At 67.0% G+C, this 23,776-nt stretch carries 21 protein-coding genes; 9 read left to right on the top strand and 12 right to left on the bottom strand.

Annotated features, from left to right (window positions below):
• Positions 1–14 precede the first annotated feature (14 nt).
• Positions 15–1,511, bottom strand: coding sequence for an Hsp70 family protein (locus ACQ260_RS01170; RefSeq protein ID WP_432557561.1), 1,497 nt, complete (start codon positions 1,509–1,511; stop codon positions 15–17).
• A 171-nt stretch (positions 1,512–1,682) separates the two neighbouring features.
• On the opposite strand from ACQ260_RS01170, the gene ACQ260_RS01175 reads away from it, so the two are divergent.
• Positions 1,683–3,338 carry an amidohydrolase gene (locus ACQ260_RS01175; RefSeq protein ID WP_432557562.1) on the top strand — a complete coding sequence of 552 codons (1,656 nt, stop codon included), beginning with the start codon at positions 1,683–1,685 and terminating at the stop codon, positions 3,336–3,338.
• Here the strand turns inward: ACQ260_RS01175 and ACQ260_RS01180 are convergent.
• The 3 genes from ACQ260_RS01180 to ACQ260_RS01190 are packed head-to-tail and all read right to left on the bottom strand — an operon-like array spanning position 3,281 to position 6,773.
• Complete coding sequence (locus tag ACQ260_RS01180) at positions 3,281–4,690, bottom strand: MBL fold metallo-hydrolase RNA specificity domain-containing protein (RefSeq protein ID WP_432557563.1); 1,410 nt, start codon at positions 4,688–4,690, stop codon at positions 3,281–3,283. The two genes, ACQ260_RS01175 and ACQ260_RS01180, sit on opposite strands and share 58 nt — an antisense overlap.
• 41 nt (positions 4,691–4,731) lie before the next feature.
• Positions 4,732–5,472 carry an SDR family NAD(P)-dependent oxidoreductase gene (locus tag ACQ260_RS01185; protein ID WP_432557564.1) on the bottom strand — a complete coding sequence of 247 codons (741 nt, stop codon included), beginning with the start codon at positions 5,470–5,472 and terminating at the stop codon, positions 4,732–4,734.
• On the bottom strand, positions 5,469–6,773 hold the full coding sequence (locus tag ACQ260_RS01190; RefSeq protein ID WP_432557565.1) for a D-arabinono-1,4-lactone oxidase: 1,305 nt from the start codon (positions 6,771–6,773) through the stop codon (positions 5,469–5,471). Before ACQ260_RS01190 ends, ACQ260_RS01185 begins: the two co-directional genes overlap by 4 nt.
• Positions 6,774–6,934: 161 nt before the next feature.
• Here ACQ260_RS01190 and ACQ260_RS01195 point away from each other — a divergent pair, with 161 nt between their 5' ends.
• On the top strand, positions 6,935–7,840 hold the full coding sequence (locus ACQ260_RS01195) for an AEC family transporter (protein ID WP_432557566.1): 906 nt from the start codon (positions 6,935–6,937) through the stop codon (positions 7,838–7,840).
• A 56-nt stretch (positions 7,841–7,896) separates the two neighbouring features.
• Positions 7,897–8,919 carry a hypothetical protein gene (locus ACQ260_RS01200; RefSeq protein ID WP_432557567.1) on the top strand — a complete coding sequence of 341 codons (1,023 nt, stop codon included), beginning with the start codon at positions 7,897–7,899 and terminating at the stop codon, positions 8,917–8,919.
• Between the two features lie 37 nt (positions 8,920–8,956).
• Here ACQ260_RS01200 and ACQ260_RS01205 read toward each other — a convergent pair whose 3' ends face one another.
• Positions 8,957–10,033, bottom strand: coding sequence for an NAD/NADP octopine/nopaline dehydrogenase family protein (locus ACQ260_RS01205; RefSeq protein ID WP_432557568.1), 1,077 nt, complete (start codon positions 10,031–10,033; stop codon positions 8,957–8,959).
• 220 nt (positions 10,034–10,253) lie between these two features.
• Here ACQ260_RS01205 and glpX point away from each other — a divergent pair, with 220 nt between their 5' ends.
• A complete protein-coding gene (gene glpX, locus ACQ260_RS01210; protein WP_432557569.1) occupies positions 10,254–11,282 on the top strand; it encodes a class II fructose-bisphosphatase in 1,029 nt (342 codons plus the stop codon).
• Here glpX and ACQ260_RS01215 read toward each other — a convergent pair.
• Together ACQ260_RS01215 and ACQ260_RS01220 are read right to left on the bottom strand one after the other, a co-directional pair.
• On the bottom strand, positions 11,269–11,664 hold the full coding sequence (locus tag ACQ260_RS01215) for a VanZ family protein (protein WP_432557570.1): 396 nt from the start codon (positions 11,662–11,664) through the stop codon (positions 11,269–11,271). The genes glpX and ACQ260_RS01215 overlap by 14 nt on opposite strands.
• On the bottom strand, positions 11,661–12,200 hold the full coding sequence (locus ACQ260_RS01220; RefSeq protein ID WP_432557571.1) for a glutathione peroxidase: 540 nt from the start codon (positions 12,198–12,200) through the stop codon (positions 11,661–11,663). Before ACQ260_RS01220 ends, ACQ260_RS01215 begins: the two co-directional genes overlap by 4 nt.
• 59 nt (positions 12,201–12,259) lie before the next feature.
• Here ACQ260_RS01220 and ACQ260_RS01225 point away from each other — a divergent pair, with 59 nt between their 5' ends.
• Positions 12,260–12,658, top strand: coding sequence for a DUF423 domain-containing protein (locus ACQ260_RS01225; RefSeq protein ID WP_432557572.1), 399 nt, complete (start codon positions 12,260–12,262; stop codon positions 12,656–12,658).
• Between the two features lie 67 nt (positions 12,659–12,725).
• On the opposite strand, the gene ric is transcribed toward ACQ260_RS01225, so the two are convergent.
• Together ric and ACQ260_RS01235 are read right to left on the bottom strand one after the other, a co-directional pair.
• Positions 12,726–13,397: an iron-sulfur cluster repair di-iron protein gene (ric, locus tag ACQ260_RS01230; protein ID WP_432557573.1), complete on the bottom strand. Its 672-nt coding sequence runs from the start codon at positions 13,395–13,397 to the stop codon at positions 12,726–12,728.
• Positions 13,398–13,470: 73 nt separating this feature from the next.
• Entirely contained in the window at positions 13,471–14,415 is a 945-nt protein-coding gene (locus tag ACQ260_RS01235) for a PAC2 family protein (protein WP_432557574.1), read from the bottom strand.
• 88 nt (positions 14,416–14,503) lie between these two features.
• Here ACQ260_RS01235 and ACQ260_RS01240 point away from each other — a divergent pair, with 88 nt between their 5' ends.
• Positions 14,504–14,893: a DUF2237 family protein gene (locus ACQ260_RS01240; RefSeq protein ID WP_432557575.1), complete on the top strand. Its 390-nt coding sequence runs from the start codon at positions 14,504–14,506 to the stop codon at positions 14,891–14,893.
• Between the two features lie 39 nt (positions 14,894–14,932).
• Here ACQ260_RS01240 and ACQ260_RS01245 read toward each other — a convergent pair whose 3' ends face one another.
• From ACQ260_RS01245 to ngg, 3 genes are all read right to left on the bottom strand, one after another.
• Positions 14,933–15,142: a hypothetical protein gene (locus ACQ260_RS01245; RefSeq protein ID WP_432557576.1), complete on the bottom strand. Its 210-nt coding sequence runs from the start codon at positions 15,140–15,142 to the stop codon at positions 14,933–14,935.
• A gap of 116 nt (positions 15,143–15,258) precedes the next feature.
• On the bottom strand, positions 15,259–16,473 hold the full coding sequence (locus ACQ260_RS01250) for a MarP family serine protease (protein ID WP_432557577.1): 1,215 nt from the start codon (positions 16,471–16,473) through the stop codon (positions 15,259–15,261).
• A 13-nt stretch (positions 16,474–16,486) separates the two neighbouring features.
• Positions 16,487–18,328 (bottom strand): N-acetylglutaminylglutamine synthetase, encoded by a 1,842-nt coding sequence (ngg, locus tag ACQ260_RS01255; protein ID WP_432557578.1) that lies wholly within the window; start codon positions 18,326–18,328, stop codon positions 16,487–16,489.
• Positions 18,329–18,591: 263 nt separating this feature from the next.
• Between ngg and ACQ260_RS01260 the strand changes: the two genes are divergently transcribed.
• The 3 genes from ACQ260_RS01260 to ACQ260_RS01270 all read left to right on the top strand — a co-directional run bounded on the left by ACQ260_RS01260 (position 18,592) and on the right by ACQ260_RS01270 (position 23,726).
• Positions 18,592–21,159 carry a sodium-translocating pyrophosphatase gene (locus ACQ260_RS01260; protein ID WP_432558345.1) on the top strand — a complete coding sequence of 856 codons (2,568 nt, stop codon included), beginning with the start codon at positions 18,592–18,594 and terminating at the stop codon, positions 21,157–21,159.
• A complete protein-coding gene (locus ACQ260_RS01265; protein WP_432557579.1) occupies positions 21,156–22,247 on the top strand; it encodes a glycosyltransferase family 1 protein in 1,092 nt (363 codons plus the stop codon). The genes ACQ260_RS01260 and ACQ260_RS01265 overlap by 4 nt, the downstream gene beginning before the upstream one ends.
• Before the next feature lie 120 nt (positions 22,248–22,367).
• Positions 22,368–23,726 (top strand): phytase, encoded by a 1,359-nt coding sequence (locus ACQ260_RS01270; protein ID WP_432557580.1) that lies wholly within the window; start codon positions 22,368–22,370, stop codon positions 23,724–23,726.
• Positions 23,727–23,776 lie beyond the last annotated feature (50 nt).

The following is a 23,776-nucleotide window of genomic DNA, read 5'->3' on the forward strand; positions in this document are numbered from 1 at the left end:
CGCGATAGCGGTCTTCAGGTGCTTGCCAGTGACTCCTCCAGAGCGAAGCCCGTGTCGAGATCGGTGATCCGGACGGTGACGATCCCGTTCGGGTCGATCACATAGCGTTCCTCGACCTCCGGCCCTTCGTCCCGGCGCTCCACGGCGACCGGGACCGGGGCCGGTTCGCGTTGCAAGGCTGCCTCGAACGGGAACACGATGCGTCCGAAGGGCACGACATCCCCCGCGGGGTGGCCGGAAGGATCGAGTTGGGCGTACTCGACGAAGCGGAACTCGCCCACGTTGTGCCGTGCCCGATAGCGCCGGACGACCACCTGTTCACCGTCCGCGGGCACCTCGGCAGCGCGGTCGAGGATCGGGTCGAAGCTGAGCGCCCGGCCGTCGGCGACCTCGCGGAACACCCCGAACCCACGGGAGAGCCGTTCGGTCAGGGAGAAGCCGGATTGCGCATCCGCGGCGATCGCAAGACCGATCGCGGTGGAGGCAGCCGGATAGGGCGAACGATGCACCCGCCGGCCGAAGCGCTCACGCAGGAGACGCGGCACGAGCGGCAACCCTGATCCACCACCGACGAGATAGATGCCGGCGACATCGCTGAGCTCCGCGGTCTCGGCGTCCAGGCCACCCAGCAGCGGTCGCATGGCCGCCAGACTCTGCTCGACCAACGGTGTCGCGGCGGCATAGAAGTCGTTGACGTCGACCACCACCACGTCCCCCGCCGCCTCCAGCGCGATGCGCCGGGTCTGCGGGGACAGTCGTTCCTTCGCCTCGCGGCAAGCCATCAGCAGGTCATCGGCTGCGGTGGGGGACAGCCTGTCGGCTGGAGTGCCGATCGCGGTCAGCGCGAGATCTGCCAGCACCCGATCGAAATCGTCACCGCCCAGGGCATTCACACCCAGCGAGTCGACCACCTCGTGAGCGGTTCCCTCGACCTTGACCAGAGAGGCGTCGAAGGTGCCCCCGCCCAGGTCGTAGACGATCAGCCGCGTGCGCTTGGAACTGATCGTGCGTGGCTGACGGTGGGTGTATTCGAATCCGGCCGCCGATGGCTCGTTCATCATCGCCGTGACCGGGAACCCCGCCCGGCGGAACGACTCCAGGGTCCAGAACCGCTGCGGACCGTGGGCGTGCGCAGGAACGGAGATGACGGTCGAGGTGACCGAGGCCCAGTCGATGCCGGACCGCACCAACGCTTCCCGCAGAGCGACCAGGTGGGACTCGAGGACGGTCACCAAGGGGAAAACCGCATCACCGACTCGCACCAGCGTGTCCGGACCGAAGTCCGGGGTGGCGAGCAGCCTTTTGAACGAGCGCAGCAGTGGAGCGCCCTGCTCGGCGGCCGCCAGCGCCTCGAACCCGTGGACGAGACGATTCCCGGCCAGCGCCGCAACCGATGGGAACCAATCGTGGGAGTCGCCGAGTTGGTCGGTCAGGCCGACCACCGGATAGTTGCCGCGGTCGGCGACCGCGGTGATGGTGCGCGTGGTCCCGAAGTCCACACCGAGATCCATATCCGCTCCTCCGCGGCAGCACCGCGCCATGGGCTGAAGTCATGGGGGAAGCGCGGCCACCTCGGCTCCGAGAGTACCAAGCGAGCCTTCCCGCGGCGGCAAGTTGCGCGGCCACCGACCGGTTTCCGTGAACGGCTGCCTCCGGGACGACGGACGGTGTTGACTTGTGCGATGACGACGCTGACCCTGACCAACGGCCGGATCTTCACGGCGCAGAGTGCCGACCATTTCGCCTCCGCAATGCGGATCGTGGACGGTGTCATCGACTGGATCGGCGACGAAGCAGACCTGTCCGAATCCGAGCTCGCCTCGGCTCATGATCTCGCCGGTGCGACGGTGCTGCCCGGTCTCCTGGACGTCCACATCCACCCGATCTTCACGGCGACGCTCGCGGGGGCCGCGAACCTGCTGCCACCGGCGGTGACCACACTGGACGAGCTGATCGAGGCGCTGCGGGCGCAACCCACGGTCGGCGTGCTGGACGCGGACGGAAACCCCCGCTGGATCGAGGGATTCGGTTATGACGAGTCGACCTTTGAGGGGCGCCGGAAGCCCGACCGGCACGATCTCGACCGGGTGAGCACGTGCCAGCCGGTGTTCATCCGACGCTGCGACGGACACAACGGCTCGGTCAACACCGCGGCGCTCGCGCTGTGTGGGATCACGACGAAAACCCCTGATCCGCACGGCGGCCGATTCGAGCGTGAATCCGGCGGCTTCCCCAGTGGCGTCCTCACCGAGCATTCCGCGACGTCCGTGGTCGCGGAGCACAAACCCGCACAGACGGCCGCCGACATCGTGCAAGAGCTGGGCCAAGTGGGTCGGCACTATCTGAGCGAGGGCTTGGTCGGAGTCTGTGACCTGCTGGCCAGCTTCATCGATGAGCCACTGGAGCGCGTCCGCGAGGCCAATGGCAGCGGGTTCGTGCAACAGTGCCCGATCTATCTGGGATGGGCGGAAGCGATCCGGGACTATCCCGAAGGGCTCACCGACGCCGACCGCAGCGGACCGGTGCACATTGCCGGGCTCAAGGTGTTCATCGACGGCGCGTTCTCCGACCAGACCGCGTGGTGCAAGTGCGCCTATCGGGACAGCACGGAAACGGGGATCCGGACGCTGACCGATGAGGACTTCGCCACCGCAGTCGCTTGGGCGCGGGCCAACAAGATCCAGCTCTCGTGCCATGCGATGGGCGACGCCGCCGTGCAGTTCGTGCTCGACGCGCTGGGCGATGAGGAGCCGTGGCTGACGGACGTGCCGTGCGTGCGCATCGAGCACGCCACTCTCGTGAGCGACGAGATGATCGACCAGCTCAATGCCGCGCGCATGAGCTTCGCCGTGATCTCGCACACGATCTTCTATTTCGCGGAGTACGCCAGCTACGAGGCCGCGCTCACCGATGAACTGGCCGGTGAGGCCTACCCGATCCGCCGCTACTTCGATCGTGTCCCGGCCACCGCCCTGTCATCCGACGCGCCCGCCACCGCCTGGGCGACGGCCGATCACGTGTTCTCCTCGGTCAAGGCTGCCGTGGTCCGGAAGTCCCACACCGGAGCCGATATCGGGCAGGCGCAAGCGGTGAGCCTGGGGGAGGCACTGCTGCTCTACACGGCCCGGGCCGCCTCGGTCGCCCGCTTCGACCGACTCGGCAAGCTGGCGCCGGGCATGCTCGGCTCGTTCGTCGTGCTGGACCGCGACCCGTTCGCGATCGACCCGGAGGAGTTGGACCTGGTCACCGTCGCCGAGACCTGGCTCGAGGGCGAGCTGGCCTATTCGGCGGGCTCGAAATCGTCGACCGGTGGATTGAGCGTCACGACCTCGCCATAGCGCGGCACGACTGCTGTCCAGCCGAACTCCTGCTCGATGCGCGCCGCGAACGATGCTGCGACCTCGGGTTCACCGTGGGTCACGAAAACGGTCTCGGGCTCCTCGTCGAGTTCACGGAGCCAATCGAGCAGGTCGGAGCAGTCCCCGTGCACCGAGAACTCCCGGTCGCGGACGATCTTCGCGCGCACCTTCACATAGCGACCGTTGATCTTGACCTGCTTGGCGCCTTCCTCGAGGTCGCGCCCGCGCGTGCCTTCGGCCTGGAAGCCGGTCAGCACGACCGTGCTCCTGGGGTCCGGCAGAGCCCGGGCGAGGTGATGCAACACCCGGCCACCCTCGGCCATGCCCGACGACGACACGATGATGCGCGGACCACTCCGCTTGTTCAACGTCTTGGACTCCCGGCCCGATCGGACCTCACGAAGCTGCGGCAACCCGGTGAAGTCTTCGACATCGATGTCGCCGCGGAGCTCGTCGAGGGACTCGTCGCGATAGACGTCCAGCGCCGCCAGCGCCATCGGGCCGTCGACGATCACCGGGACATCGGGGATGCGGCCGGCACGGAACATCTCCGTGAGTGCACGCATGACCGCCTCGGTCCGATCGATCGCGAAGGCCGGCACGATGACCTCGCCCCCCGCGGCGACCGTGCGGCGGATGGCTTCGGCGAAGTCCTCGTGCGCCGGGCCGTCCGGCTCGGGATGTTCGCGATCGCCATACGTCGATTCGATGAGGACGAACCGGGCCCCCTCCGGAATGGCTCTCGGCTTGAGGATCGGATGGTCGTGGCGTCCCACGTCACCCGAGAAGAGCACGTCGGCCTCATCGACGCGCACGTGGATGCTGGCCGAGCCGAGAATGTGCCCGGATCGCGTCCAGGTCGCGCTGAGGCCCTCGCCGAGGTCCACCTCGGTGTCCCAATCGATTCGCCGGAACAACGGCAGGGTGTTCTCGACGTCTTTGATGGTGTAGAGGGGAAGGGCCGGTGAGTGCTTGGACCAACCGCCCGCGTTCGCCTCCGAAGCCTGCGCCTCCTGGAGTTTGCCGGCGTCCCGCAGCACGATCTCGGCCAGTCGCCGAGTGCCTTCGGTGGCCCAGATGGGACCGGTGAAACCCTGCCTGACCAGCGCGGGCAGATAGCTTGCGTGGTCGGTGTGGGCGTGGGTGAGCAGGACGTCGGTGATCGTCGCGGGGTCGACCGGGAACTCGGCCCAGTTGAGCTCACGCCACTGCTTCTCGCCCTGGAACATGCCGGCGTCGACCAGCACCCGGCGCTCGCCGATCGTCAGCAGATATTTGGATCCGGTCACGGTGCCGACCGCGCCGAGGAAGGTCAGGTTCACAGGCCTCATGGGGGAAGTGAAGCAGACGCTCCCGACACTCGGCGCTCGGGTCAGCGCGGCATGCGCCGCCAGATCGCGCGTGGAATGAACGGTGCGACGGAGAACATCACCCGCAGTTGCCACGGGATCCAGAGCTCGACGCGTCGGCCGGTTCGGATCTCCCGCACCACCGCATCGGCCACCTTGTCCGGTGTCGACGAGAAGGGTGCCGGGTCCAGGCCCTCGGTCATGCGACCGATGACGAAGCCGGGCCGGGCGATGATGAGGCGTACGCCGGTCCCATGCAGTGCATCCGCCAGACCCGAGGCGAACCCGTCGAGCCCGGCCTTCGCCGAGCCGTAGACATAGTTGGCCCGTCGGACGCGCACCCCGGCGACGGAGGAGAAGGCGACCAGCGTGCCGGCTCCCCGGGCACGCATCCGCTCGGCCAAGGCCGTCAACAGGCTGGCCTGGGCGATGAAGTCTGTCCGGAGGATCGCGACGGCCGCCCGATGGTCCCGCTCCGCCTCGGTCTGATCGCCGAGAATCCCGAACGCGAGCACCGCGATGTCGATGGGGCCGGCCGCGGCCTCGATCCGCTCGACGAGGTCGGCGTGGCCATCGGTGTCATCGGCATCGAACTCCAAGGAGATGACTCGTGTCGCACCGGCGGCGCGGCAGGCCTTCTCCTCGGCGGTGACCGGCCCCGGCCGGGCCAGCAGCACGACGGTGTTGCCCGGTGCGAGGCGCGTCGCGATGGCCGAGCCGATCTCGCTGCGACCGCCGAAGACGGCGACGACCGAGCCGGTCATGCGGCGTCCAGCAGGGGCGCGAGCCGGGGGTGCAGGAACCGTCCGAGGGGGTCGAGCCGGTGGCGTACTGCCTGAAAATCGGCCCACCGCGGCAGTGACCGGAAGTCATAGTGCAACGGGTCGAAATACTTTCCCCAATGCGGCAGGCCCTCGTGCGCCGCCAGCGCTGCCTGGATCTCGCCGAGCAGTTCGACCGAGCCGTCCGCGACCGAACCATCCTCGCGCTGATAGACGACGAAACCGAACCAGCAGGTGGGGCGGTCGTACGCGGCCGCGAGCCACGCATTGGTCGGCCCGGTGGGGCGGAGGATGACGGGGTAGTGCAGACGGTACGCGGAGTTTGCGAGGACGCGACGCAGATCGTCGGCCGCGGCCCGGAAGCGGTCGAGGGGCACCCCGACCTCCATGTTGATCTGCGGAGCCGGAATGCCGTTGCGGAAGATCTCGACCAGGTCTCCGGTCGTGTCGGCGTAGTCATAGAAGCGGCCGACCGTGCGCTGGGGGGCGATCGTGCGGTCATCGCTGCGGAGCTCGGCCCCCATGCGTTCCTGGGTCGCCTGCAGGACGGGGTTGAGATCGGCATGGGTGGTGGCGCTCGGGTCGATCGGCGCGCCCGAGTCGGCGGGGGAGACCTCCCACACGTGGACGCGGTCCTCCTCGGTGAACCACCAAGCCTTCACATGCTCGGACCGATCGTTCCAGGTCCGAAAGTTCTGGCGCAGGTCGTCGCCGGAGGTCGTGTATTTGTGCGCCACGTAGTCGCGGTTGGGCGCCACCGCGAGGGTGACCTCGGTGATCAGGCCCAGCGACCCGAGATGAAGCTGAAACGCCCCGAAGGCCTCGCCAGCGCGTTCGATGCGGCGCAGTTGGCCGGTGGCATCGAGATAGTCGATCGACAGCACGGTGTCGGCGATCAGTCCTTCGCCGGTGCCCTGAGCATGGGTGCCGGTGCCGATCGCGCCGGCAACCGTCTGCTCGGTGATGACGGGTGGGCAGATCGGCAGGGTGCGGCCGCGGTCGCGCAGGTGGTCCCAGAGGGCCCCGAGCGTGCAGTCGCCGGTCACCGTGATCGTCTCGCAGTCGCTCGCGAGGATGTGCTGCTCGGAGCGCAGATGCACGGCGAGCCCGTCCTGAGCCGTCACATAAGTCGGATAACTGAACCGCGAACCGAGCGGCTGCAGCCGGGAGTCGCATTCGCGGATCAACTGGGCGGCCTCCTCGACACCACGGACGGCCACGTTGCGATCCTCGTTGGCCAAGGTCGTCGTGGCGCACCAGTTGGTGTTCGGAAGGTTTGTCACGGTGTGCTGCACAAGGGGATTGTCCCAGTTTCTCGGAATCGGGGCGGGCCATGTGCCGCCGTGCGGCAGGTGCGCCGCATTCCTCCCGGCGGATTGGGCAGACTGCCCAGAGAGATCATCGGGCACCGGAGCCCAGCGATCCCGATGCGAGAGGACACCACATGGGATTGATGCTGGCATTGATCAACGTCATCGTGCCCGTGCTGATCGTCGCCGGCAGCGGATTCATGCTCGGCCGCCTCTTTCCGCTGGATGCCGGGACCATCAGCAAGATCGCGCTCAACGCCCTGACGCCCGCGCTGTGTCTGCACGTCCTGCTCACCACGGAGGTGTCGGGACAGGTGGGCGTCACCCTGGTCGGTGCCTATGTGCTGGTCTCGCTGGTCGGCGCGGCCATCGGCGGGCTGCTCACTCCGGCCGTGCCGGCCCCCACGCGCCGTGCGGTGATGGCCAGCGTTGCGATCTCCAACAGCGGCAACATGGGTCTGCCGATCGCGCTGTTCGCGCTCGGGCAGGCGGGTTTCGAGCAGAGCGTGCTGATGTTCCTCGCGTCGGTCGTGCTCGGTTTCGTCGTCGGCCCGTTGCTGTTCGGCTCCGGCGAAGGGGCAGTGTCTGCCCTGAAGGGCATGGTGAAGCTCCCGGTGTGGTGGGCGATCGCCCTCGCATTGGTCCTGCGCCTGCTGGACTGGTCGCTCCCGCTCGGCGTGATGCGCGGTGTGGAGATGCTGTCCGACGCCGCTCTGCCGATCGTCCTGCTGGCCCTCGGCGTGCAGCTCGGTGCCACGAAGCGGCTCCACATCACCCGCCCGGTCGTGACCGCAACCCTGGTGCGGGTCGTGGGCATGCCGTTCCTCTCCCTCGGCATGGGGCTGTTGTTCGGGCTGAGCGGGGTGCCGCTCCAGGCGCTCGTCCTCGCCGGCGCGATGCCGACGGCGGTGAACGCGTTCCTGTTGTCCCTGGAATACAAGGGCGACGTCCGGACCGTCGCCGACACGGTCACGCTGTCGACAGTCCTGAGCCTGTTCGTGGTGGCCGGCGTGACCGCGGCGCTGCCGTTGTTGCCCTAGGCGGGGATTGTTTGTGTGACGCGCTTGTCGGTGTTGGGCGCGGCATAGGGTGAGGCATGGCCGCGATCCGTTTCGTCGAACACCAGATCACCGCGCGCGTGCCCGAGCTGGGCAACGCCACGAACGTCATCGACGCCGGGCTGACCATCCGCGTCGATCCGCTGACCGGGCACACCGCCCGGATTCTGCACCAAGGGCAGTTGGCTCCGAGCGCTCGGACCGACCTCACCGACCTCACGACCCCGCCGCCGTTCTGTCCGTTCTGTGCGGACAAGCTCGAGGTGGCGACGGGGGTGATCGCCCCGTCGATCACCGACGAGGGCCGCATCCGTCGGGGTGCGAGCGCGGTCGTGCCGAATGTGCTGGCGTACTCGGAGTTTTCCTCCGTCGGTCTGTATGACACCACCCGCCACTTCGTGGGGCTGCGCGACCTGACTCCGCAGCTGATCGGGGATCTGTTCGTCGGGTTGGTGGCGTACGCGCGCGGCGTCGGCGGCCTCCGTCCCATGTGGCACTCGATCAACGCGAACTATCTGCCGCCCGCCGGCAGCTCCGTCGTGCACCCGCATGCGCAGACCGCGCACGACGACATCGGCACGACCGCACAACGAAACCTGGTGGCGGCCTCGGAACGTTGGCCGGGGAACTTCTGGCACGAACTCGTCGAGCAGGAAGCGGGGGGACCCCGCTGGCTGGGCACGCGCGGTCGCGTCCACGTGCTCACACCGTGGGCCCCGATCGGATTCCACGAGGTCTGGCTGCTGATTCCGGAACTGCATGACATTCTCGAGCTCACCGACGACGATTGCGCGGATCTCGGCGCTGTCCTGTCCGGGGTGCTGATGGGCTATGACGCGCTCGATCTGGCGTCGTTCAACTGGGCACTGTACGGCGGCGGCCCCAGCCCGAGCAGCGACTTCGGGTTGCTGTTACGGATCGTCAGCCGGGCCAACCCGGAGCCCGTCTATCGCAGCGATGTCACCTATTTCGAACGGCTCCATGCCGAGGCCATGATCGACATGGGGCCCGAGGAGGTCGCCAAGAAGCTGGCACCGCACCTGGCGGCGGTCCTCGGCTAGGACGCCCACGGCACCGTGGCGCTCACCCGCCGGTCGCTCAGAGCCCGCGTACCTGCTCGGGGCTCAGCTCCCCGAACCCCAGGTCCTTCGGCAGCCGCTTGCCCTGAGCGCGGAAGTCGGTCGTCAGCACGATCGAGGCCAGGGAGATCACCGTGTCCATCGCCGGCGTGGGCACGTCGAACTGCTTGGCCAGCTCGGACATGAACACCAGCCCATATGGCACGTCCTCGGTGAGATAGCGGAAGTCGAGGGACTTGGGCGCCTGGGACTTGGCGAAGCCGATGCCCTGGTTGTAGCCCTTCAGGTAGGTCGCCTCGGACAGATAGCCCTGGCGCAGCCCGAGCTCCGGATCGGGCACGACGTCGACGCCGATCGCGTTGCCGAGCGCGACGCGCTCCTTGTCGATCGCCTCGATCAGTGCGGCCGACGCAGGCGTGACCCCCTCGGTGTAGAAAAGGAAGTCCCCCTCGGTGTTCTCGATGCGGCTCGCATTGAGCAGCATGATCGCCGGGTGGAGGACGGGGTTGCCGTTCTGCAAAGTGGTCTGCAGCACGTTCTTCGCTGCCTCGGTCTGGGGCCAGACGGTCCGCAGCCTGCCGAGGAGTTCCGGGGTCCGATGGCTGGGCAGCGTCGCGACATAGAGCCCGTCGAGGACCCGGGTCGTGACGCGGATGACGCCAGGGGCGATGACGCGGCAACCGTAGGGGAGCGTGCTCGTCTCGCCGATCAGATAGGTGTCGTCACGCAGATCGAGGCCGAGGGCCTGTTTGAGGACGACGGCGCCGTTGCAGGCGCTGGGGAGCAGACAGTACGCGGCGTCGGTGGTCAGCCTGCCGCGCAGCGCCTCGCCCATGGCTTCGTGGGCGTACGCGGGACCGACGATGAGGACCAGTTCGGTGTCGGCCAGAGCTTTGTCGAGGTCATGCCCCGCGTACCGGATGGGAGCAGTGCCCTCGAACTTCACTCTGCCTTCGATGGCGCCGTTGCGTGCGATGGCGGCGATGTTGTCCGGGAACTGCCGGGAGTCCCACATCGACACCTGATGCCCCGCTTGGGCCCACTCGAATGCTGCAGCCGTGGCTCCGTTGCCGGATCCCATGATCGTGACGCGCACGTGAATCTCCTAGATCGCACAAGAGGACGATCCGATCCTCTCGCGCTCTGCGAGGATCGATGTGAGGGTTCGCAGAATGAAGGGGGTACGCGGGGCGCGTGGTGCCGCACCGCACCACCTCTGGCGCCGAGGTGTGCGTATCGCCGGAAGACCCGGAACGCGAAACGCTAGGGTGGCAAGCAAAACCGGACCCGAGGTCCAGATGCGAGGAGGCAGTCGAATGAGTGAAAAGTTCGAGCGAGGATACATGCTCGGCAACCACAACCTGGGTCTGGATCTGATGCGGGCCACGGAAGCGGCCGCCCTGGCGGCGGCACGCTGGGCCGGCCGGGGGCAAAAGGAATCCGGCGACGGCGCCGCCGTGGACGCCATGCGCGCAGTGCTCACCGGCGTCCGCATGGCCGGCACGATCATCATCGGCGAGGGCGAGAAGGACGAAGCGCCCATGCTGCACAACGGCGAAAAGGTCGGCAGCGGCTATGGGCCCTATGTCGACATCGCGGTGGACCCGGTGGACGGCACCCGCCTGCTGGCCCTCGGCATGCGGAACTCGATCGCTGTGCTGGCGGCGGCCGAGTCCGGGACGATGTACAACCCGACGATGTGTTTCTATATGGACAAACTCGTCGTCGGTGCCGAAGCTGCCGATGCCATCGATATCGAAGCGCCGATCGGCGACAACATCCAGAAGGTCGCCAAGGCCAAGGGCAAGCAACCCGAGGACATCGTCGTGGCCATGCTGAACCGGGAGCGGCACGAGGATCTGGCCAAGGCCATTCGCGCGGCCGGTGCCCGGACGCGGATGTACACGGACGGTGACGTCGCCGCGTCCGTCGCTGCTGCGTCCTCGAGCGTGACCAGCGTCGACATCCTGGCCGGCGTCGGTGGCAGCCCCGAGGGCGTTGTCAGCGCCTGCGCGATGAAGGCCATGGGCGGTCGCATCCTGGCCAAGTTGCACCCGACCTCCGACGAGGAACGGCAGCGCACCATCGATGCCGGGCTCGACCCCGACAAGGTGCTCGACACCAACGATCTGGTCTCGAGCGAGAACACGTTGTTCGTGGCGACCGGCATCACCGATGGTGACTTGGTCGACGGCGTGCACTATCTCCCCGGCGGAGGGGCGCGGACACACTCCGTGGTCATGAGGTCGTCGTCCGGGACCACGCGCTATATCGAGGCGTTCCACCACCTCGACAAGCTCAACGCCTATGCGCAGGCCTCCGGCCAGCGGCTCAAGGAGCTCTGACCGGCGACCGTCCCCTGCGGGTCGCGCGCGCATGACCCCAGCCACGCGTCCCGCAGGCCGCCCCCAAGACGCCCAAACCGATCCCGACCAGATCGGCGAGGGCGTCACCCAATTCACCGCCGCGATAAGGAATCCACAGCTCCTGCACGATCTCGCTCACGACTATCTGAAGCAGTGCGATCGGCAGCACGATTCGCCGCAGCACCCTCGCGTGCAGGAGGAGTGCGACCGGAACAGCGAACAGCAGCACGTGCACGATCTTGTCCGCGCCCGGGACGGGGATGCTGAACCTCGGCTCGGGACTGCCTGGAGAATAGAGGGCCCAGCACTGGGCCAGGGCCGCAAGCAGGCCCAGAGCCAACGGGATCCTGCGCCGCATCATGCGGCAAGGGCTGCCTCAATGTCCTCGCGCAACGCCTCGGGCGTCTCGGTCGGCAGATAGCGCTCGATCACCTGCCCGTCCCGGTCGACGAGGAATTTTGTGAAGTTCCACTCCAGATAGTCGCCGTTCTCACCCCGCGGTTGATTGGCCAAGTGCTCCGCGAACGCCGGCGGGGGAGTGCCCTTGCCGGTCGCGCGCTGGGACCGCAACCAGGCGAATGCTGGGTGGGCGTCGGGGCCGTTGACATCGACCTTCGAAAACATTGGGAAGTCGACGCCATAGTTGAGTTGGCAGAACTCGGAGATCTCGGTGTCGCTGCCCGGCTCCTGGGCGCCGAACTGATTGCACGGGAATCCCAACACGGCAAGGCCGCGGTCCGCATATTCCTCGTGCAGCCGCTGCAGGCCTTCGTAGTGCGGGGTCAGACCGCATTCGCTCGCGGTGTTCACCACCAGCACCACCTTGCCGGCATAGGACGCCAGATCCTGATCGGTGCCATCCAACCGAATTGCATGAAAGTCATGGAGCGAAGTCATGCTGTCCATCGTAAGTGCTGGCTTTCGATCCCACGGTTCCGCCGACCTACAGTGGGGGCATGCGACGAAACACCACTTTCATCATCGCCGCGGTGCTCGCCGCCGTCGGCATCGCTCTCGGTGCGTTCGGCGCCCACGGGCTCAAGGACGTGGTGGAACCGGCCATGCTGGCCAACTGGGAGACAGGGGTGCGCTATCACATGTACGCAGCCCTCGCGATGCTCGCCATCAGCGCCCGACCCGAGCAGCGTCGCGCCCCGTGGTTCCTCCTGGGGGGTGCGTTGGTCTTCGGTGGGTCGTTGTATTTGATGGCCCTCACCGGCGCCCGCTGGCTCGGCGCCGTCACCCCGTTCGGTGGGGTGCTCCTGATCGTGGGGCTGTTGATTGCTGCGTTCGATGTCAGCCGGGCCGCGCGCCCGGCGGCCGACGTGCCCGAGAGGGAGTACGCCGACCGCTGAAGCGCAGTCAGCACGCCCCGATCACGAGTTCGAGCAGGACGCCCGGGTCGCGCGTGACTCCGGGCGCTCAGCGGAGCCTGGGGAACAGGATGTTGTTCTCCTTGTGGATGTGGGTGTGCAGGTCCCGCTCGGCATCCTCGAGTCCGGCATAGAGAGCACGATATGACCCGCAGCCGTCAGCCGGGACCTCGAAGCCGCCGGTCAGCTCGCGCAGGCGCGCGAGGAGCTCCCCGGCTTCGTCGTGCTCGCCCATGAGCTTCTCCACGCCTTCGCGCGAGAACGAGTTGCCATCGGCCTCGGCCTGCTTGATCGCGGGAAACTCTTCCTGTTCCTCGGTCATCAGATGCTCGGTGAGATCGGTGACCAGTGCCTGCCAGGTCAGCTGAACCTCGCGCAACTCGGGATGGTTCGCGCCGTGCACCCGAGCCACCTTGTTGGCCAGCTGGGTGACGCGCGGCATCTCCCGCCAGAGATATTCGTGGTGGGTCGAGACGAGGTGATCGCACAACTCGGCATTCGTCAGCTTCGTCACGTCGAGCTCATCGGTCGCGGGTGCCACCGCTGTGAGCTCGGCGAGGATCGCTTCGGCGTCCAGGCCGCTTTCAGCAGCAGCCGCCGCCAGCGGTCGCTGACCGCCACAGCAATAGTCGAGTCCGTGGGCTTCGAGAACCCGGGCGGTGCCGGGGTTCACTGCCACGAAGTCGCCAACGAGGGTCGCGGTGCTGAGTTCTGCTGACATGGGGCTCCTTCGCCTGATTTTAAACGGAATCAATCGTGTTAATCATAGCCCTGTCCGCGCCGATTGCCGAGGCTCACTCGGTGTCATCGGAATCGCCGACCGCACCATCATCACCGGCAGACCCGTCCTCGTCGTCCAGCCCGCGCAGAAAATCCTCGACCTGAGCGCCGATCTCGTCCGCGCTCGGGACGGCCGCGGCTCCCTGCGTGAGGCTGCGCTGCGTCATGAAGTGGTCGAACTGCTCCTCGAGCTGGGCGACCATCTGCTGGGCCTCTTCCGACTCGGTCACCTCCGCGTCGACACGCTCCCGCAGAATCTGCGCCGCTGCTGGGAGCCCGCCGAGCGGGAGTTCAAGCCGAGTGCGACCGGACAGCCGGTCGAGCAGGGCGATCGCAGCCTCCGGAACGTCGCCCTGAGCCAGATAGTGCGGCACATGAGCGACGAGACCGGTGACAGTGCGACCGCGTTCACCGAGACGCAGAGACAGCAGGCTGGTGAAAGTGGCCCCCATCTCGAAGGCCATCGGCACGGAATCCTCCACCGGAACGAGGTCCGGGCCGCCGGCGAACCGGCTCACGTGCAACGGGCGCGTGTGCGGAGCGGGCGCCGGCACGCCCTGGAGGATGACCGTCTCGGTGATATCGAACTGATCGATCAGATAGTCGACGGTGCCGACGAGACGCTCCCACTGCAGGCTGGGCTCCGGCCCGGCCAGCAGAAGAAAGCTCTTGCCCTGGGCGTCGCTGACGTGGTGCAGATCGATCGTGGGCGTGCGATAGCCGGTGAAATGATCTCGCTCGAAGCCGATCCCGGGACGCAGCGCGCCATAATCCAGGACCTGGTCACTGTCCACTCCGCCGAGCCGGTGGTTCGGCAGGGTGTTGAGCAAGTGCTGCGTGATTGTGCGCTGGGTGTGCCCCGGGTCTCGGCTCCCGAGCGTGACGAGCAGCGTCCGGGCGCGAACCGTGCGCCGATCGACGTGCGGATCGAACTCAAACAGGCTGACGGGGTCGAGCATGGGTGCCTCCACAGGTGTCGAGGAAGTTGAAAAGTCAATGTCTCAACGCCTCCGCGGGATTCGGTATTCCCGCGAGTAAGCTCCCCCCATGGATCCGCTGAACGTCCTCGGTGAGCCCCTGCAGCCTTGTGGAAGCGACCCGATGACGGGTTTCTTTCGGGATGGTTGCTGCGCGTGGGTGCCGCAGGACCTCGGCAATCACACGGTGTGCGCGGTGATGACGGCGGATTTTCTGCGCTATCAGCGCAACGCCGGGAACGACTTGATCACTCCCATTCCTGCCTACGATTTTCCGGGGCTCAAGCCGGGGGATCGGTGGTGCGTCGTTGCACGCCGATGGCTGCAGGCTTATCTGGCCGGCTATCCGGCCCCGGTGGTGCTGGCGAGCACCCACGAGAAGGCGCTCGAGGTGGTCCCGCTGGATGCACTGCGGGAGCACGCAGTGGACGTGCCCGACGACATCTCGTCCCTGGGTTGATGTCCGGGGCCGCCGATGGCGCCGGGCTCGATCACCGGGTCAGGGACGGAGGTCCGGCCCCTGCTCCATCAGATTCACTCGCGGCGGGTGCAGGATGCTGCGTGCCACGTTCCGAAAATCGAAGCGATCGAGGATGCGGGCGGCGTCCTCGTCGGAGAGATCGTAGGCATGCGCCAACATGCGCACATTCTCCGTATAGAAGGCGTGCAACTTGTCCACGCCCTTGATGAACTGCAGTTCGTTGCTCACAGTGGCCTTCCGGGTAGGCAGAGTCGCTGTTGCTTCGGACTCGGCAAACCGTAGCCCCTGGCCGGTGGATTTTGAAGGCTGGTGGCTGCCCGTGGACGTCGGGCGGCAGACGATGGTCACGCCGCACAGTTCCCCGTGCTGACCGGTTGGGTCAGATTGGCTGCCTCGTCGAGCATCTGGGCCGACCCGGCGTTGGTGATGACGAATCCGGTGTCGACCGATGTGCCCGAGCGGGCAAAGATCGTGCCGGCCACTTCGCCGGACTCCGTCAACAGCGGGCCACCGGAGTTGCCGGGGATGACCCGGGCATAGATCGAATAGATCTCCCGCTGCACCGGCCGACTGTCATAGATGTCGTTGCCCGTCGCGGTCAGCGTGCCCCGCACCCGGGCAGACTCCACGCGATAGGGGCCGCCGCGCGGGAAACCGGCAACGACTGCCGAGTCACCGCGGTGCAGCGCAGCGGCGCGTGCGAGTGGCTCCGCGCGGAGCCGCGGGACCTCGAGGATTGCAAGATCGAGATCGGGATCGAACCCGACCACCTGTGCGCTCAGGCGGGCGCCGGTCCCGCCGACCTGCACGGTCACGGCGTTGGAACCGGCGACGACGTGGGCGTTCGTGACGATTCGTTGGGGCGACACGACCCAACCGGTGCCCGTGCCGGCTGCGTTGCACCGGACCATGGATGAGTTGACCTTGACGATGCTGTCGGCAGCTGCCCGGACACCGGGGTTGTTGACGATCTGGGCATCCGGTGAGTCGGCCGGCAGATCCGGTTCTGTGGCCGGATCGCCGAAGACCCTGGGGAAGCCGGCGTCATAGAGCTCGCTGGTGGCGCGGGCCGCGAAATCGACGACAGCCGGAGGTGTGTTGTCGGAGATGGTGGAGAGCACCTTCGACTCGTCCATCAGCCCGCGCCATGACGCGGGCGACAAGGGATACAGAGCAAGGCTTGCGAGCCCCAACAGCACTGCCGCCATCGCAGCGGACAGCAGGGACCCCGCGAGGCTGTCGCCGCGGCCCAGGACGCCGGTCCGCCGGCCGGCCATGATGCGGCGCCCGGCATCGGAGAGCAGGCCATAGCCCAAGCTCGCGAGCAGCAGCACCCCGAACAGCATGACGACCGCCCGCGCGATCGCGTTCTCGCGGAATGTCTCGGTCGGCGCCATCATCTGCGGCAGCCCCCAGATCGCAATCCAACCACCGGCGATCAACCCGGCGACACCCAGCGCGCTGGCGAGAAACCCCCGATACCAGCCCGTGATCGCCTGCATCAGCAGAACGGCGACGAGAATGATGTCGAGGACGAGGGCTCCGGTCACGAGGTCCATGCCGATGTCTTTCTCACTCGTGGCCGATCGCGTCGCCGGGCCCGGTGGTGTCCCTGTCGGCAGTCTCGGGCCGGCCCGGCTGCCAGGCGCGCGGGGGCGCGGTTGTGCGTGGGAAGAGCAGATCGATGAAGGCCTCGGCGGTCGGGCGGGGCTCGTGGTTGGCGAGGCCGGGCCGTTCGTTGGCTTCGATGAAGGCGTACGCGGTGCCGGTCACGTCCGGCACCATGAGATCGATGCCCGTGACGGGAATGCCGATGGCCTTCGCGGCGGTGACGGCGGCCTCGCCGAGCTCCGGGTGGATGGTGTCGGTGACGTCGTGGATGGTGCCGCCCGTGTGCAGGTTCGCGGTCTTGCGCACGTGCAGGGATTCGCCGCGGGGGAGCACGTCGTCCAGGGCCCAGCCACTCTCACGGACCGTCGCCTCGGTGACATCGTCCAGCGGGATCGAGGACTCCCCGCCGGTCGCCGCCTCACGTCGTCGGCTCTGCGCCTTGATGAGGTCGCCGATCGTGTGCTCGCCGGTGCCGACGACGGTGGCCGGCCGGCGGACCGCAGCGGCCACGATCTTGTCGTCGATGACGAGCACCCGCAGGTCGTGCCCGGGGCAGTGCTCCTCAAGCACAATGGTTGCCTCCGGGCCGCCGGCACGCCTGAGCGCGGCGTCGAGGGCAGCATCGTCGCGTACTCCCACCGTGATCCCCTGGCCCTGCTCACCGCGAGCCGGTTTGACGACGACCGTCCCCACTTCGGCCAGGAACCCCCGGTCCTCGTCGTCGAAAGTGGCGACCCGCCCGCGCGGCACGCGAACACCCGCCGCCTCGACAACCTTGCGGGTGAGCCGCTTGTCGTCGCAGATGCTCATGGCCACCGCGGACGTCAGTTGGGACAGGGACTCGCGGGTCACGATCGAGGTGCCGCCGTGCTCGAGCTGCAGCAGGCCCGCCTCGGCGTCGAGAACAGTCACCGCGACCCCGCGGCGGATGGCTTCGTCGGCGATGATCCGGGCATACGGGTTCAGGGCGTCCAGATCGACGGTGGAGGCGAACAGGTGCTGGTTGATGGCGTTCTTGCGCTTCACCGCGACGATCGGCACCTGGTGAAACCCGAGCCGTTCATAGAGCCGGATGGCGGGATCGTTGGTGTGGATCACCGAGAGGTCGATCTGTTCCCGACCGCGGGCCCACATGGTCCGCACCAAGTGGCGCACCAACAGGTCGCCGACCCCCGGCACGGTGCAGCCGGGATCGACGGCGAGGCTCCACAGGCTCGACCCCTTCTCCTGGTCGTCGAACAACTCCACGTGATCGAGGCCCGTGACAGTCCCCAGGACCTCGCCGGTGGCGTCGTCGACGGCGATCAGATAAAGCACCCCCACCTGCTTGGTCTGGTTGTGCCACATCAGATCGACATCCGCCGGGACCATGCGGTTCTTCACATAGGCACGGTTCATCGCGGCGCACTCGTCGCGACCCTGCGGCTCGCGGACGGTGACGCCGGGGACGACCCGCGGGCCGATGTCCTGGGCGAGATCCAGCCGGTAGGTGTAGCTCGGATCCAGGAAGTAGTCCTGCGCATGGCGGGACACGAAGATGTGCGGGTGCGGGAGATAGAGACAGATGTCACGCCGCCCCGAGCCGCCTGCTCGCATCATTTCGCCGATGGTGTCCGGGTCCGGGAAGGTCTGGCCGAAAAGGATTCGGCCCCAGCCGAGGTCCTGCACGACATTCTTCGGTCCCTGGCTGTTTGAGATCCGGTTCTTTTCGGTCCGGTCGGACCGGGTCTGCGGATCCCGGGCGGTGCGGTCGCGGGTCTGGTCGTCGATGGGGGACATCGGCTCGCTCTCGATCGCGGACACCGACCCGAGGGGTCGGTTGTTGACACCTCAACAGTAACGGCCGCCACAAGGGGGAATACACAAATCGACCGAGTCGCGGACACCTGCGGCTCAGCATCCGACCGGTTTCACCAACCCGCGGACACTGTCGGTGGTCGGCCCTATTCTCGGTGCCGGGAGTGTCTGCACCGTCGCAGGCAGCTCTGGACGAACGACAAGGATGTGCGATCGTGACGTGGCTCTCGCGCCGACCGCGGATGATTGAGTCCGCGGGTCCGGCCCCATTGGCCCGCAAGAACCGTTCCCTCATTCCGCTCCTGATGGCGACAGTCGGACTGCTCGTCCTCAGCGGTTGCGCTGCTGCGCCCCCGCCCGGCGCCGAGGGGCGCCACATCGGTGGCGAGGCCACCCTCGAGTTGCCGGATCTCGGCTCCGTGGAGTTCATCGGCGGCGTCTCCGGCCCCGTTCTGCTCGGGATCGGGATGATTCTCTGCCTGTTCGGCCTGGGGTTCGGAGTGGCGACCTATGCGCAGCTGAACCGCATGCCGGTGCACCGCTCGATGCGGGAGATCTCCGAGTTGATCTATGCCACCTGCAAGGCCTATCTCTTGCAGCAGGGCAAGTTCCTGATGCTGCTCTGGGTGTTCATCGCGGTCGTGATCGTCGCCTACTACAAGTTTCTGGTCGACTTCTCGTGGGGCCGCGTGGCCATCATCATCGCGTTCAGCCTGATCGGCATGGCCGGTTCCTACGGGGTGGCGTGGTATGGGATTCGCGTCAACACCCTGGCCAACTCGCGGGCGGCCTTCGCCTCGCTCGGGGGCAAGCCCTATCCGGTGCATGCCATCCCGATGCGATCGGGCATGTCGGTCGGCATGGTGCTGATCTCGGTCGAACTGTTCCTGATGCTGGTCATCCTCCTCTTCCTGCCGGGAGAGATCGCGGGCTCGTGCTTCATTGGCTTCGCGATCGGTGAGTCGCTCGGCGCCTCGGTGCTGCGCATCGCGGGTGGCATCTTCACCAAGATCGCCGACATCGGCTCCGACCTGATGAAGATCGTCTTCAAGATCAAGGAGGACGACGCGCGCAACCCGGGCGTGATCGCCGACTGCACCGGTGACAATGCCGGCGACTCGGTCGGCCCGTCGGCCGATGGTTTCGAGACCTATGGCGTCACCGGCGTCGCGCTGATCACTTTCATCCTGCTGGCCGTGCACGACCCGGCCGTGCAGGTCACGCTCCTGGTCTGGATGTTCGTCATCCGCGCTGTGATGCTGATCGCGTCGGCGCTGTCCTATCTCGCCAACGACATCTTCACCCGCAGCCGGTGGGGCAACCGGACGCAGATGGACTTCGAGGCCCCCCTGACCAATCTCGTCTGGGTCACCTCCATCCTGTGCATCGCGTTCACCTTCGCCACCTCGTGGCTGCTGCTGAGCCACGAGCCGAACGGGCTCTGGTGGAAGATGTCGGCAATCGTGACGTGTGGCACCCTGGCCGGCGCGCTCATCCCCGAACTGGTCAAGGTGTTCACCTCCACCAGCGCCAGCCACGTCCGCGAGGTCGTGAAGTCCTCCCGCGAGGGCGGACCGTCGCTCAACATCCTCTCGGGTCTTGTCGCCGGCAACTTCTCCGGATTCTGGCTGGGGATCGCGATTGTCGGTCTCATGGCGGCCGCGTTCGGGATCAGTGAGACCGGCCTCGAGGAACTCATGCTCGCGCCCGCCGTGTTCGCTTTCGGCCTCGTGGCGTTCGGCTTCCTCAGCATGGGCCCCGTCACGATTGCGGTCGATTCCTATGGGCCGGTGACCGACAACGCCCAGTCGGTCTATGAGCTGTCGGTGATCGAGGAGATCGACGGCATTGACGCCGAGATCGAGCGCGACTATGGCTTCACGCCGGAGTGGGATCGCGCCAAGCAGATGCTGGAGGAGAACGACGGAGCGGGCAACACCTTCAAGGCGACCGCCAAGCCGGTGCTGATCGGGACGGCGGTCGTGGGCGCGACCACGATGATCTTCTCGATCATCATCGGTCTCACCCAAGGCCTGCAGCCCGACCTCGTGGCCAACCTCTCGCTGCTCCACGCCCCGTTCCTGCTCGGGCTGATCACCGGCGGTGCGATCATCTATTGGTTCACCGGTGCATCGATCCAAGCCGTGACCACGGGTTCCTATCGAGCGGTGGAATTCATCAAGGACAACATCCAACTTGACGGCGTGACCAAGGCCTCCACCGAGGACTCCAAGCGAGTTGTCGAGATCTGCACCCAATATGCCCAGAAGGGCATGTTGAACATGTTCCTCGCGGTGTTCTTCGCCACGTTGGCGTTCGCGTTCGCCGAGCCCTATTTCTTCATCGGCTATCTCGTGTCGATCGCGATGTTCGGGCTGTATCAGGCGATCTTCATGGCCAACGCCGGCGGTGCGTGGGACAACGCGAAGAAGATCGTGGAGGTGGACCTCCACGCCAAGGGCACGCCGTTGCACGACGCGACGATCGTGGGTGACACCGTCGGCGACCCCTACAAGGACACCTCTTCGGTCGCCCTGAACCCAGTGATCAAGTTCACCACGCTGTTCGGACTCCTCGCGGTCGAGCTCGCCGTGAGCCTCGACTATCAGGGCTTGGGCGGTTGGACCTACGTCCTCGCCGGCGCCTTCTTCGTGGCAGCGTCGGTGTTCGTCTGGCGTTCGTTCTATGCGATGCGGATTCGCTCGCGTGTCGGGGACGAGCCGGACGCGCCGGAGAGCAAGGCCGGTCGCCGGTCGACTCCGCCGCCGCCGAAGGATCTGGTGAACCGTCAGAATCCGGCGGAGTACGCAGAGTTGAAAGAGGAGGATGCGCGATGAAGGTCGCTGTGAAATATGGCCTGACCCCCAATCAGCCATTGGTCGATGAGAGTGGAGACATCGTTGGGCTGGGTGCCGGCCCCCTGCTCGTCCGCCGGTTGCTGCGGCTGTTCGAGCCGGCCATCCTGATCGGTCCCACCAGCCAGCGCTGCAACGGCTTCGACATGGTGCCGCTGGAATTCCTCGATGCCCGCGACACGCTCGTGATCAACATGGACGTGATCGACTCGACCTATGTGTGGGGCGTTCTCCACTCGACCGCGCCCGAGCCGAAACTGATGAACTTCGTGTGGTGGTCGGCGACTCAGAACTATCACCACCGGGTCAACAAGGCACTGCTCGGACTGACCTTCGCGCTGTTCCCGACGTTCGCCAACTCGGAACGCACCGCCAGCGAGGTGCGAGAGATCATGCGGAAATGGACCACGCAGCCGTTCGTCGAGCAGGCCCGGCTGGCCTGGTCCAACTTGGGCGTGCGGGCCGAAAGAGTCCAACCGCGCCGGGAGCCGCAGGTCCCCGTGGTGCTCTATCCGGCGATCTATGCCCATGACAGCAAACACCCCTGGGAGTTCATCGACGTCGTCGAAAAGGTGGCGAAAAAGGCGCAGATCCAAGTGCAGATGCGGTTGCACGAGGCGCACCTGATCAGCGAACCCGCCATGCACATGTCGCGGCACAAATGGGCCTGGGTGGGGCCTTTGCGCACGCGCGAGGGCTATTGGGAGGCACTGGCCGGCACGACAGCATTCCTGGCGACGTCGCGCTCGGAGTCCTATGGCCTCGAATACATCGAGGCACTGCTCGCCGGTGTGGTGGGGGTTTTCGTCGACACACCCTGGGCGCGCGCGATTCTCCCGGAGAACTATCCGTTCATCTATCGGACCGAGGCGGAGGCCGTTGCCATGCTGACGCGCGCGGTGACCGATCCCGCCGGGTGCCGCGCCGAGGTCGATGCGGTCGCGGGTGGTTCGTTCTCGGACTGGATCCGGGAGCACCACAGCGACGACGACTTCGAGCGGGCGCTGGCCGGCAAGGTGAAGGCGTGGTTCGGCGAGGCGCCCGGGCCCGCTGCCGAACTGGTCGGCTGAGAATCCCACAGGGGGCCGGTCGCCGAACCTCTGGGGCGTACACGGTCGAGACCGGAGCGGGACACCAGAAGTTCAACGGTGGTTCGCCCAGGGGCCAATGGGGCGCGCAAATGTGACCCCATGCAGATCACCAGCCGCGCGCTCGCGGCCCTTGCCGTCCCGTTCCTCGCGCTGGGCTCGACCGTTCTGGTCGCCCCGGCCCACGCCGCGCCCACCAAGCCGGTGCCCTCGGCCACCGTCACCGCCCGGGTCCAGACCCCAACCCTCTATGACTCCGAGGAGGGCGGGAATGCCTCGGGCGACGACCCCGCCATCTGGGTCCACCCGACCGATTCGCACGACTCGCTCGTCCTGGCCACCGCCAAGGAGGGCGGGCTGCGGGTCTATGACCTGAGCGGGCGCGAGGTGCAGGCGCTCGCGGCGGACGCATTCCCCAACGACGGGCGTTACAACAACGTGGACATCGCCTACGGCATCCAGCTCGGCGACCGGACCGTCGACCTGGCAGTCGCCTCGGACCGCTACAACGACACGCTGCGCTTCTTCGTGATCGACCCCGCCGGATCGCGGGCGGCCACCCCGCTCACCGAGGTCACCGCCGCGGGGTACGACTGGCTGTTCGTCCGGAGCCAGGCGGAGCTCGAGGATGAGACCACGGCCTATGGCCTGGCGATCTGGCAGCCGGCGAAGGGCGAGGGGGCGTACGCGGTCGTGACCCAGGAGGGCCGCACGAACCTCGCGGTCGCCGAGATCCTGCCGCAGGCCGACGGCACCGTCGCCTATCGCGTCGTGCGCGAGCTCCGGCTGCCCGGCACGTTCACTCTGCCGAACGGCACCACCTGGACCCCCTGCGAGGAGCCGGGTGTCGACCCGCAGTTCGAGGGCGTCACCGTCGACAACGCGAACGGCGTGCTGTACGCGGCCCAAGAGGACGTCGGCCTCTGGCGCATCGATCTCGAGGGCAAGAAGGCCCCGGTGCTGATCGACAAGGTCACCGACTTCGGCATCCAGCGGACCTACGACGCGGCCGCGGACGAGTGCCTGCCGAACCCGGGTCAGCCGACGGTCGAGAACAACCCCTTCGGCGGCAACATCACCGCGGATGCCGAGGGCGTGGACCTCTACTACGGCCAGGGCAACACGGGTTATGTCATCCTCGCGTCGCAGGGCTCCGACGAATTCCTCGTCTATCAGCGCCAGGGCAACAACAAGCTGCTCGGCACCTTCCGGGTCGGCGCCTCGTCCGACATCGACGAGGTCAACGGCTCCGACGGCCTGGCCGTCACCAACCGTCCGGTCGGCGACTTCCGTCAGGGTCTGCTCGTCGTCCACGACGAGCCCCACACCGGAGCTGGGGTCGACGAGGACCAGGATCCGACCAACTTCCACTTCGTCCAGTGGAGCGACGTCGCCGGCGCCCTCGACCTGCCGTTGAACCAGGCGTCGCTGCGGGCCACGAACAACCCCGCCCACCGCTGAGGGTTCTCCCTGGCGACCGGACGGGATCGGGACGTGACTAAGGTCGGTCC

This window comes from Ammonicoccus luteus (assembly GCF_050880385.1).
GTDB lineage: Bacteria > Actinomycetota > Actinomycetes > Propionibacteriales > Propionibacteriaceae > Enemella.

Excerpts from the sequence above, each read along its gene's own strand:
- ACQ260_RS01170 (WP_432557561.1), bottom strand. The coding sequence starts at position 1,511 with ATGGATCTCGGTGTGGACTTCGGGACCACGCGCACCATCACCGCGGTC.
- ACQ260_RS01175 (WP_432557562.1), top strand. The coding sequence starts at position 1,683 with ATGACGACGCTGACCCTGACCAACGGCCGGATCTTCACGGCGCAGAGT.
- ACQ260_RS01180 (WP_432557563.1), bottom strand. The coding sequence starts at position 4,690 with ATGAGGCCTGTGAACCTGACCTTCCTCGGCGCGGTCGGCACCGTGACC.
- ACQ260_RS01185 (WP_432557564.1), bottom strand. The coding sequence starts at position 5,472 with ATGACCGGCTCGGTCGTCGCCGTCTTCGGCGGTCGCAGCGAGATCGGC.
- ACQ260_RS01195 (WP_432557566.1), top strand. The coding sequence starts at position 6,935 with ATGGGATTGATGCTGGCATTGATCAACGTCATCGTGCCCGTGCTGATC.
- ACQ260_RS01200 (WP_432557567.1), top strand. The coding sequence starts at position 7,897 with ATGGCCGCGATCCGTTTCGTCGAACACCAGATCACCGCGCGCGTGCCC.
- glpX (WP_432557569.1), top strand. The coding sequence starts at position 10,254 with ATGAGTGAAAAGTTCGAGCGAGGATACATGCTCGGCAACCACAACCTG.
- ACQ260_RS01215 (WP_432557570.1), bottom strand. The coding sequence starts at position 11,664 with ATGATGCGGCGCAGGATCCCGTTGGCTCTGGGCCTGCTTGCGGCCCTG.
- ACQ260_RS01220 (WP_432557571.1), bottom strand. The coding sequence starts at position 12,200 with ATGACTTCGCTCCATGACTTTCATGCAATTCGGTTGGATGGCACCGAT.
- ACQ260_RS01225 (WP_432557572.1), top strand. The coding sequence starts at position 12,260 with ATGCGACGAAACACCACTTTCATCATCGCCGCGGTGCTCGCCGCCGTC.
- ric (WP_432557573.1), bottom strand. The coding sequence starts at position 13,397 with ATGTCAGCAGAACTCAGCACCGCGACCCTCGTTGGCGACTTCGTGGCA.
- ACQ260_RS01235 (WP_432557574.1), bottom strand. The coding sequence starts at position 14,415 with ATGCTCGACCCCGTCAGCCTGTTTGAGTTCGATCCGCACGTCGATCGG.
- ACQ260_RS01240 (WP_432557575.1), top strand. The coding sequence starts at position 14,504 with ATGGATCCGCTGAACGTCCTCGGTGAGCCCCTGCAGCCTTGTGGAAGC.
- ACQ260_RS01250 (WP_432557577.1), bottom strand. The coding sequence starts at position 16,473 with ATGGACCTCGTGACCGGAGCCCTCGTCCTCGACATCATTCTCGTCGCC.
- ACQ260_RS01265 (WP_432557579.1), top strand. The coding sequence starts at position 21,156 with ATGAAGGTCGCTGTGAAATATGGCCTGACCCCCAATCAGCCATTGGTC.
- ACQ260_RS01270 (WP_432557580.1), top strand. The coding sequence starts at position 22,368 with ATGCAGATCACCAGCCGCGCGCTCGCGGCCCTTGCCGTCCCGTTCCTC.